This window comes from Paenibacillus sp. JCM 10914 (assembly GCF_001315105.1).
GTDB lineage: Bacteria > Bacillota > Bacilli > Paenibacillales > Paenibacillaceae > Paenibacillus_AQ.
In genome coordinates this window covers 142,217-152,079 of sequence record NZ_BAZR01000011.1, presented here as the reverse complement: position 1 = coordinate 152,079, position 9,863 = coordinate 142,217, and the positions used below count along the sequence as shown (strand labels likewise).

At 49.0% G+C, this 9,863-nt stretch carries 10 protein-coding genes; 1 reads left to right on the top strand and 9 read right to left on the bottom strand.

Going from position 1 to position 9,863, the window contains the following annotated elements; genetic code table 11:
- Positions 1-344 precede the first annotated feature (344 nt).
- The gene (locus JCM10914_RS14730; RefSeq protein ID WP_023962234.1) at positions 345-842 is read left to right on the top strand and encodes a DUF4367 domain-containing protein; all 498 of its coding nucleotides are present in this window, start codon (positions 345-347) and stop codon (positions 840-842) included.
- A 58-nt stretch (positions 843-900) separates the two neighbouring features.
- Here JCM10914_RS14730 and JCM10914_RS14725 read toward each other — a convergent pair whose 3' ends face one another.
- The 9 genes from JCM10914_RS14725 to JCM10914_RS30405 form a co-directional block, all read right to left on the bottom strand.
- Positions 901-1,263 carry a Rieske (2Fe-2S) protein gene (locus tag JCM10914_RS14725; RefSeq protein WP_023962233.1) on the bottom strand — a complete coding sequence of 121 codons (363 nt, stop codon included), beginning with the start codon at positions 1,261-1,263 and terminating at the stop codon, positions 901-903.
- A 60-nt stretch (positions 1,264-1,323) separates the two neighbouring features.
- Complete coding sequence (locus JCM10914_RS14720) at positions 1,324-2,379, bottom strand: amidohydrolase family protein (RefSeq protein WP_023962231.1); 1,056 nt, start codon at positions 2,377-2,379, stop codon at positions 1,324-1,326.
- 27 nt (positions 2,380-2,406) lie between these two features.
- On the bottom strand, positions 2,407-3,927 hold the full coding sequence (locus JCM10914_RS14715; protein WP_370570256.1) for an extracellular solute-binding protein: 1,521 nt from the start codon (positions 3,925-3,927) through the stop codon (positions 2,407-2,409).
- A 92-nt stretch (positions 3,928-4,019) separates the two neighbouring features.
- Entirely contained in the window at positions 4,020-4,877 is an 858-nt protein-coding gene (locus JCM10914_RS14710; RefSeq protein WP_023962227.1) for a carbohydrate ABC transporter permease, read from the bottom strand.
- A gap of 13 nt (positions 4,878-4,890) precedes the next feature.
- On the bottom strand, positions 4,891-5,751 hold the full coding sequence (locus JCM10914_RS14705; RefSeq protein ID WP_370570255.1) for an ABC transporter permease: 861 nt from the start codon (positions 5,749-5,751) through the stop codon (positions 4,891-4,893).
- Between the two features lie 241 nt (positions 5,752-5,992).
- Positions 5,993-8,302, bottom strand: a complete 2,310-nt coding sequence (locus JCM10914_RS14700) for a helix-turn-helix domain-containing protein (RefSeq protein WP_023962223.1) — start codon at positions 8,300-8,302, stop codon at positions 5,993-5,995.
- Positions 8,303-8,693: 391 nt separating this feature from the next.
- Entirely contained in the window at positions 8,694-9,101 is a 408-nt protein-coding gene (locus JCM10914_RS14695) for a hypothetical protein (RefSeq protein WP_052019807.1), read from the bottom strand.
- Between the two features lie 61 nt (positions 9,102-9,162).
- Positions 9,163-9,360, bottom strand: coding sequence for a hypothetical protein (locus tag JCM10914_RS30410; protein ID WP_023962221.1), 198 nt, complete (start codon positions 9,358-9,360; stop codon positions 9,163-9,165).
- A gap of 11 nt (positions 9,361-9,371) precedes the next feature.
- Positions 9,372-9,860, bottom strand: coding sequence for a hypothetical protein (locus JCM10914_RS30405; RefSeq protein ID WP_231638658.1), 489 nt, complete (start codon positions 9,858-9,860; stop codon positions 9,372-9,374).
- Positions 9,861-9,863: the final 3 nt, after the last annotated feature.

Genomic DNA, 9,863 nt, shown 5'->3' with positions numbered 1-9,863 from the left:
GGATTTGTAGCCTTGTTTGTGCTCGCATTCACTCCCACAAGTCCCTCTCAGGGATTTGTGGCCTTGTTTGTGCTCGCATTCACTCCCACAAGTCCCTCTCAGGGATTTGTAGCTCCACTTTTGCTCCATTTCACTCCCACTAGTCCCTGTCAGGGATTTGTGGCTCCACTTCTGCTCTATTTCTCTCCCACAAGTCCCTCTCAGGGATTTGTGGCTCCACTTTTGCTCCATTTCTCTCCCACAAGTCCCTCTCAGGGATTTGTAGCTCCACTTTTGCTTAGTCTCATGCATAAATTCATCTCACTTGGAAAAACTATGTAAAACAATTGAATGGAGTGAAGCCGATGGTACACAAAACGCTATTCATCATGACGCTTTCGCTACTCTTCACGACATTGGGACAATTCGCTTATGCTGCAGACCCAGATTTACTGTCACTTACCCGAGACGCCGATTTCCAACTCTTCGCCCCATCCCTGCGTGGCATGGACTGGAAGCTGGATATTCCGCAGCCCTCCCCCTACACTCCCGGCGAACAGAAGATTGCCTTTACCCGTTTCTCTTACTTTGATAAGAGCGGCAATGACTATCTGCTCGGGATCGAGCAGCGAACAGCAGAGGAATATTATACGACCTCCTCTGCCAACAATGCTTCTAATAACAACGGTGAGCCGGTTCGGTGGAACAGTACGGAGGCACAATTCCGGGCTTGGGCTGATAGGGAGGACAACGGTGGCTTTCTCAGATGGATTCAGAACCAGACCTATAATGAGCTCTCCAGCGTGGTCCTGAGCAAAAAACAAATGATCGACATCGCCAAATCAATAAAATCCATTCGCTAATGACTCACGCCAACAATAAAGGGCCAGCCGTCTGTACTATGACGGCTGGCCCTTCTGTTTACTTCTCTCTTCCCAGCACGACGCCGATCTGGCCCTCGTGCACCTCTACTTCATATTTCTTCACGCGAATGCGATCGCTGAACAAGGATTTGCCTGTTCGCAGATCGAACTCCCAGCCATGCCAAGGGCAGCGGATAATCTCACCGCTCTTGCCATACTCGTAATCATATACCTCCGAAGGAAGGGTCGTACCGGAGACTAGTCCCGCACACATCGGGGCGCCCTGATGCGGACAATAGCTGTTAATGGCGTGGTATTCGTCTCCTAGCCGGTAGATTCCAATCTCACGACCAAGGACAGAGACCACCGCGTGACCTCCCTCCGGAATGTCGCCTTCCTTCAGCACATAGTGAACCGCCATGTGAACTCCCTCGCTTCCGTCAGGTTATCCCATCATTTTGTATACTCATCTCAAGTCTCGTTAGGACAACTGATACAATCTCATCGCATTATCGCGGAAGATCTTGCGCCTCGCTTCCGGCTTTAAATTCCGCAGGATATGTCCCGGCGAATCGAAGTCCCAGTGCGGATAGTCGCTGGAGTAGAGCAGGATGTTCTCGGCATCAATCATATTGAACAGATCCACGAGATGCTTCGGATTATCCGGTTCTTCGATCGGCTGCGTAGACAAGAAGCAATGATCGCGGATATACTGGCTCGGCATTTGAGTTAACCAGGGTACGGTGGAACGCAGCGCCTTATAGTTCTTATCGAGTCGCCACATCAGGCCGGGTAACCATGCCACGCCGCCTTCAACCAATACCACCTTCAGCTTCGGATATTTCACGAATATCCCTTCGCACACCATGCTGACCAGATGAGCCATGAACATCTGAGAAAGGCAGGTATGCCACTCGATATAGCGGGCTGGATAACCGGCCGCGGTCGGCGCGGTTGAGCTGCCGCCGCCTTCGGCACCCGGATGTAGCGCAACCGGAAGTCCGTTCCGCTCAGCCGCTTCATAGATCGGATGATACTGCCGCTGACCGAGCGGAGCGCGTGCTGCGCTGGAGATCATCACCTGTACGATCTCCGGGTGTCCACCGATGCGATCAATCTCACGCGCGGCAAGCAGCGGGTCCTGGGTCGCTACAACCATGGAGCCTTTGAATGCCTTGTGTTTTCCAAGCCATTCCGCAATCAAGTAATCGTTGTAAGCCGAGCAGATCGCCGCCGCAAAATCCGGGTCATGCGTCGAAGAAATGTTATATACCACGCCAGTTAATATGGCATAATCCACATTGTAACCCTCAATTAACTGCTTGATCATAAAATCAGGGTCGGAACCCGCCTTTCCTCCGCCAGGAGGAATCGAGTCCTTCTTCATGACGCCGATCGGGGAGTAATACCCCGATCCCGCGTATCCGATTCCCGATGCCGCAACCCGTGATCTCCAGGGTTCCGGCAAATATGGGACCAATGCCCGATCATCCTGCTCGTTATGAACATCGACATCGATAATTTTGTAATCGTCCATGACTGAGTACCCCCGTCTCATACCGAATTACTTGCTGTAAGTACGCTTATACGCCGTGTTATACATCTCCAGCAGCTCATCCGAGCCCAGCTTCTTCGCTTGATCAATAAATCGTTGGTACGTCTCGTCGTTAATTGGCGTCTTGCCTGTCACGAATTCAGTTACCTTCTGCTCCAGGAATTTGTTCAAGTTGTTCAGCTTGGATTTCTCCAGTTCCAGCTCTTCTTCCGTCTTAACAATCTGCTTAGGCGCCGGGACGATATACGCTTCGTAACGTGCGTTGATATCCTTGCTCTTCTCGCTCAAGCCTTGCTCCCAAGCAGCACGGGACTTGGCATTATTAAGTGTAATCATGTCGTACCATACTCCCCAATCCTTACGCAGCGTGTTAAAAGGAGATTCCCCGAATTCACTGTTATAGAGTGCCTGGCCATTCTCCATCGTGTAGGTCTTGCCTTCAATTCCTAGGGACAGATAGTTACCTCCCTCTTCACCAACCAGATAATCGAGGAATTTCACGGCTCGCTCCTTATCCTTGACCTTCGCCGATATGGCGCGGCCTACCGTGCCGACGACCGGACGGGAGAATTGATAGTTCTTGATGCCGTCCGCGGCGATAGAAGGGATCGCATCCAGCTCATAATCCGCGGTACCCGCTCCGCGCGCTTTGACCGTGAGCGATTCCAGATCGGCCTTCCAGAAATACGTAACTAATGATTTGCCCGTCAGGATTCGTTCTTCCCACTGTGCTTGCGTCAGCAAGGAATATTCCGGGTCCAGCAGTTTTTCCGCATACAATTTGTTCAGGAATTCCAGCATCGGTTTATAGTTCTCATGATATGGAGCGAATGCATATTCATCCGATTCCGGCAGTTGGCTGTAGAAGCCGTTGACGCCGGTAAATATCCTGCCGAATGTCGTGTACAGTCCGGTATCACCCACAATCGTATTGGAGATCAATGGATAAGAGTCCGGATATAATTGCTTGAGTTCCTTCAAGTATTCATAAAATCCGTCAAGCGTAGTCGGGGCTTCGATCCCGTGCTTATCCATGATATCTTTACGCGCGTACCATACGAAGTTGAATCCCTTGCCTTCGGCATCCCCTTCAAGCACAGGAATCGTATACAACCCGCCATCCGTGCCGGTCGCAAGTGCTTTCGCTTCAGGATACTGTTCATAGAACGCCTTAATGTTTGGTGCAATATCCAGGTAATCGTTCAGGTTAAGAAACACCTTCTCCGGACCATGCTCCCTTCCGTCCTGCGTCGGCACTTGAATGAAGTCGGTTGCCGTGTTGGTGGCGATCATGATTTGCCGTTTCTCTTCCAGGCCTTCCTGGCTTACGATTTGAAAATCGACGTTAACGCCGGTCTTCTCTTCGAGCACTTTGAAAATCTCCCAGTCATCCCGAACCTTTCCCTCCACCCTGTCATACACAAGCCATGAGAAAGTCACCGGCTTATTCGGATCGGATCCGGTCTCTTTGCTACCTCCGCCTGCACAGCCGCTTACGAGCATAACGCTCGCCATCAAGCCCGCAAGCATGATTTGAATCCCCTTTTTCCTCATGTCACAACCTCCTTATTAAATTAAGAGTTGCTCTATATAGAGATAGATTTCTAGGATGAAATCTACAGCTACCCTTTGATGCCGCCAATCATCGCACCTTGTACAAAATACTTCTGCACGAACGGATACACGCACAGAATCGGCAGCGTAGCGATCATGATCATGGCATACTTCAGCGTGACCAGATGGTTCATGTCCCCTTCGCCTTGAACGCTCTCGCCAGCGATCAGAATGTTGCGGAGCATGATTTGCAGCGGATACATGCTGCGGTCATTCAGATAAATCAAGGCGCTGAAGAACGCGTTCCATTGATTGACCATCGTAAACAAGCCAATGGTCACCATAACGGGCATGGACAGCGGCAGCACGATCCGAACGAGGATCTGCATGGAGTTGCAGCCGTCTATGGCCGCCGCATCCTCCAGTTCCTCCGGCAGACCCTCGAAGAACGTCCGCATAATGAACAAATACCACGTACTGATCAGCGATGGCAGCACAATCGCCCAGATCGTATTCAACATGCCCAGCTTCTGGACAACCAGGAACGTCGGAATCAAACCGCCGCTGAACAGAAGCGTAAAAGCAGCCATCAACAGGATGAAGCGCCGACCCGGCAGCCACTTCTTCGCCAGCGGATATGCCATTGCGGCCGTTGCAATCAAGGTTAACGCCGTTTGGACGACCGCATAACGGATCGTATTCCCGTAACTGATCCACAAGTCCGGATTATAAACCAGTCGTTCATATGCGACGAAGGTAATCTCCTTGGGCCAGAGTAGTACGGCCCCGCTTGCCACCAATGCATTATCACTGATGGAGGCTGAGAATACGTACACCATCGGATACACCATCACAATGACCAGCACGATCATGATCAGGACGTTAACAATATCAAATATTCGCGATCCCAAGCCTTCCTTCTTCATAAAGAACCTCCTTCTACCAGAGACTCGTCTCGGAATACTTCCGAACGATCCGGTTTGCTGCAACCACCAGGATGAAACCGATAACCGACTGGAACAAGCCGACGGCCGTCGCGAAACTGAAATCAGCATCCAGAATCCCGCGCCGATAGACAAACGTATTAATGACATCCGAAGTCTCATAGTTCATTGTGTTGTATAACAGCAAAATTTTCTCAAAGCTGGCCTCCATAAAGTTACCGAGCGTCAGCACGAATAGAATGATCATGACCGGCACCATGCCGATCAGTGTCACATGCCTCATCTGCTGGAAGCGATTCGCGCCATCCATCTTCGCCGCTTCATACAACGTGGGATCAATTCCGGCGATCGCAGCCAAATACAGAATGGTTCCCCAGCCAACCCGTTGCCATATTTCAGAGCCGACATAAACGGTCCGGAACCATTCCGGCAGACCGAGGAACATAATCGGTTCGATCCCGAACCACTGGGATAAGAAATGATTGACGACCCCGGTAGTCGGGGAGAGAAAGGTAACCAGAATACCGGCAATAACGACCGTTGATAGAAAATGCGGCATATAGCTGATGTTCTGGACGAACCGCTTAAACCACTTGCCCTTCAGCTCATGGAAGAGCACCGCCAATATGATCGGCGCTGGGAAATGGAACAAGAGATCGTACACGTTCAGCATGATCGTGTTGCGGATCAGCTTCCATGCATCAGGTGTAACATAGAAGAATTCGATTAAATGCTTCAGGCCGACAAACTTGCTGCCGAGTATGCCCCGCCCGACCGAGTAATCCTGAAAAGCGATAATAATCCCGTACATGGGCGCATACTTGAAGATGATGTAATACAAAATACCGGGCAGCATCAACAGGTATAACGCTTTGTGTTTATGGAGCACATAGCCGAATCGTAATATCCGCGTCAATCAACGCCACCTCCAAGTCTTGTGTTGTCCCTAACTATATCCAGTGGGTGCAAGCAGCGTAAAGCGCGCATCTTTTCCGGTGGACACATGTTTTGCAGGCCTTGTTGCATAAGGATTTATTCGATGTAACCGCATTCATAATGTAAAAAAAGAGACTTCAGAAAATGAAGTCTCTTTCTGCTCATTGATGAATCGTGCGGTATTTAGCGGGGGTAATCCCTTCATATCGGCGGAACGCGCGAATCAGGGAATTCCTCCCCCAGTAGCCGACCCGCTCGGCAATATCATCAATCTTCATATCCGTCTCCAACAAGAAATACTTGGCCCGGTCCATTCGATACTTCGCAATATAATCGACGTACTTCTCGCCAATCTCCTCCTTGAAGATCCGACTGAAGTGTCCGATGGACATGTTCAGCTTTCCGGCAAAATATTCGATCGAAAGTTCCTGATCGTAATGTTCATGAATATAGGCCACGATCTCCGAGAATTGCTGGCTGCGGCTGCTGCTCTCCGTTTTTCGGAACAAGAAGCCATGAATATCCTCGAAGCATTGCTGCAGTTCATCCCAAGTCATGCAGCGTTCCATCCGCTCGAACAAACCGGAATAATACGGGACATTCATCTCGTTATGCTCTGATTCCACGGCACGTATCCACGTGTTAAGCACATCCGCGCATAGATATTTCATCTGTACAGCCGCCGCATCCCTGCGCTTCCCGTCCTCCAACAGTTCCATGACGAAGTGGAGCAGCTTGTCATATTCTCTGGTTTTGTACTGATTGTAGATGCGATTCACGTCCTGAACCGGTAAAAAGGTATCCCAATGCTGCTGCTCCCGGAATGGTTGGCTGCCGCATATTTCGATGTTGGAATGCAAGCCCCGGTACTTCAGCGCCGCCGCCGCATGCTCATACGAGAGGTGCAGGTCCTCGATGGCATATGCTGTTTTGCCAATGCCGATCGTCGCTTTGAAGTAGTCCATATAGTCATTCAGTATCAAGCGAATGTCTTCGGCCATCTGTTCGGGAAGCTGCTCTTGTTGCATATCATGCTGTATAATGCAGGCCAATATATCCGGCTTGACCTGGCACAGCCAGATCATCCCGGGGGCAAGCTTCTGGATCTTGTCCTTCAGCTCCGCTATCAGGAATGTTTTGGTTGATTCCGAAGTAATGTCATACACGGCCGGATCATAGTGGAACGAGATGCACAGCACGGTGCGCACGCCGGTATCGCTATAAGCGAACTCCACCTCTCTGGCATAATACTCAATGGACAAGGCATCGCGATATTGACCTACCAGGATTTTGGCAACGAACTGTTCCTGCACGATCGGCAACATCCCGCTCACCTGCTGGGACAGCTCTTGATTCTTCGTCAGGATCAATTGCGAATAGCGCTTGATGACGTCGAACTCATTGCCTTTGCCGCGCCAAGAAGGTTCGCCCGGGAGATGCTGCGGCTTCAAGCCGTCCTTGATTTCCCGAATCGGCCTGTACAATCGTTGGCTCAGGTAATAGGACACCACCCCGCCCACCAGAAGAAAAAACGCCAGGAACAGCCAACTGATCATGCGCGTGAGATAGACTGGCTTCATTAACGTCTCTAGCTCGACCATGCTAATGTAATGCCAGGAATCATTAAATTCGGATTGCATAAACGAAACGCCCAGCTTATCGGATACCGTATATCGCGAAGCCAAACCTTCAGCATCGATTCGCTCCAATAGAGCTCGTTGTTCTTGCTCGGTTAATCCCATCTGCGTGATAAGCGCGCCGGCATCGTCAATGATGGCCGTACCCGTGACCCAGCTCTCCGAGATTGTAATTTGCTCTTGCAGTTTATCTGGCTTCATCTCAACCAATAAGTAAACATCAGGGTTTGCGGTATTGAAGGGGTAGCTCATCGATGCGGTGATGGCTCCCGGAGAATCCGTGAAATCCATCATTTTCTTGCCCTTGAGGTCGGCTTCAAGTTTCGTTCGCTGGCTCAGGGTTAACGTAGATCGTGAATTAAAATAATAGGATTTGTTCGTATAGGTTTCGGCATCGATAATGAGGTCTTCATAAGCGAAGTAATAGTAAGCTTTCTTGACCAAATCATTCGATTCCAACTGTTGCAGCTGTTCCCGGAGGGAATGAAGCAATTCGGGAGACAACTTACGTTCTGCGGACGCGCCCATGGAGGCGAGCAGCACGCCCCGCAGTCTCGAAGAACTGAGGTTGTTGATCATACTCGTCTTTAACGCGTGAAGCTCGGCATCGGTCTGTTCGGAGAAGCGGCTCATCATGGCATTGTTCATGCGCTCGGCATCCTGTTCAATGATGCGAATGATCAGCACATGGGCCAGCACGCTGGCCACGATCACGGGAATCATAATAAGCGCAAAATAACTGGCGAACATCTGCCAAAAGAGGGTCTGCCTAACAGCTGGCGGAGGATGGGCTACTTCTTGCTCAGGAGAACGGCTTCGCACGGCTCGCTTCAATAAAATCCCCCTCTTTTTCCATAATTATAGTATTCACTATACTAAACAACCTGTAAAACACACAACGGTATTTTTCCGAAATGGTATAAAACACCCCCATGGATTTGAAAGCGCTTAACTTCATGGTTTATATTACTTCATATTAAAAAAGACAACCAGAGATGCATTCCAAAACAGAGGATGTATCCCACGCCCTATAAACTGTTTTCAGTCAGAGATTCGTTAGACTGCTTAATCTGCACGCACAGAAACCGCATTCTTTCTTTTAGACAGTGATAACCAAATAGTGAGGAGGGTTAAGTTCTCTTGGGTGTATCGCCCGATTTATTCGGCACTGGGTGGAGGTAAAAGAAAGACCTCGAGGATTGCCGTCCTCAAGGTCACTGCTCTTTTATTCTGTTATTAGATAACAGACATTAAACAATATATTCTTTAGATTTATTTGATTTATAAAATCACTAATTGATAAATTGCCCTGAATTATTTCATAATCCCCCCCTTGATATCTCGCCAGAAACATAATTGTTTTTGATGGGGACTGTTCTACGAAGAAAGTTAGTATCTTTTCGAAGTCCATCTTAAATTCTGGTCTGATAATTAAAGGAGTCAGATTATATATTACATCTTCATTTTCAATCCAAAAAGGGACAGGTATTTGTTGAGCATCTCTTTCAAAATCTGAATCACATAGCAGAAAAGCATTTTTAATTCCTTCATCATCTTTGACTAACGAATACCAACCCCCTTTCGCCTGACTCAATCCAGTTAGTATCAAAGAATGTTTTCCATCCCTTGACATAATTCTAATTCCTGTCAGAACTCAAATGAATGTCAGGATTATTACACCTTTTTCCTTGCCATCACAACCCATCCAGCATCTCGACCAACTCAGCCGCATCATAACGAATGAACGCTCCATTTACGGTTCCAACCAGCACCTCTTGGTCCGTTACGCTCAGCGCACCGTTTCTCGCATACTGCTCACGTAGATCGGCGTTCCCGGTAACAACACTATGAAGCCTTCCTAAGCTCTTGCCATCTTCTTTATCTAACACCATAAGATCATTCTCTAGCTCAGGAGTATATACCGATCCAATACGCCTAAGCTGCTGCCGACCAGATGGGATAGATCATCATTGGCCTTTAGCGTGGTTTTCATCTTCCAAATCAAGCTGCCATTCTCTTGATCCACAGCTGCCGGAATGCCGTTCAAGGTTAAATACATTCTCTCTCCATCGAAAACCCCGTGGGTAGCCCTTCCCTTTAATGTCCACACTTCCTTATCTTCCACGCTATCATACAGTATGCTTTCATAAGCGGTCGCTCCAGTAAAATACTCCCCATCCAGCGCACGTTGAACTAACAGATACCGCTCATTCAATACTTCAAACCGTTCCATTTCTTGAGCTGGATAAGTACCTTCCCTCTCGCCTGTCCTCGTATTGAGCAAAACCCATTGACTTCCTAACAGCATCCATCTTGTTGAGATATCCGCGGGTGCTACCGGGTCGTAACGATATCCTCCGGTATAGTATGGGTCTGAGATAGGATCATTCATTTC

Excerpts from the sequence above, each read along its gene's own strand:
- JCM10914_RS14725 (WP_023962233.1), bottom strand. The coding sequence starts at position 1,263 with ATGGCGGTTCACTATGTGCTGAAGGAAGGCGACATTCCGGAGGGAGGT.
- JCM10914_RS14715 (WP_370570256.1), bottom strand. The coding sequence starts at position 3,927 with ATGCTTGCGGGCTTGATGGCGAGCGTTATGCTCGTAAGCGGCTGTGCA.
- JCM10914_RS14720 (WP_023962231.1), bottom strand. The coding sequence starts at position 2,379 with ATGGACGATTACAAAATTATCGATGTCGATGTTCATAACGAGCAGGAT.
- JCM10914_RS14695 (WP_052019807.1), bottom strand. The coding sequence starts at position 9,101 with ATGTCAAGGGATGGAAAACATTCTTTGATACTAACTGGATTGAGTCAG.
- JCM10914_RS14730 (WP_023962234.1), top strand. The coding sequence starts at position 345 with ATGGTACACAAAACGCTATTCATCATGACGCTTTCGCTACTCTTCACG.
- JCM10914_RS14705 (WP_370570255.1), bottom strand. The coding sequence starts at position 5,751 with ATGCTGCCCGGTATTTTGTATTACATCATCTTCAAGTATGCGCCCATG.
- JCM10914_RS30405 (WP_231638658.1), bottom strand. The coding sequence starts at position 9,860 with ATGAATGATCCTATCTCAGACCCATACTATACCGGAGGATATCGTTAC.
- JCM10914_RS14710 (WP_023962227.1), bottom strand. The coding sequence starts at position 4,877 with ATGAAGAAGGAAGGCTTGGGATCGCGAATATTTGATATTGTTAACGTC.
- JCM10914_RS30410 (WP_023962221.1), bottom strand. The coding sequence starts at position 9,360 with ATGGTGTTAGATAAAGAAGATGGCAAGAGCTTAGGAAGGCTTCATAGT.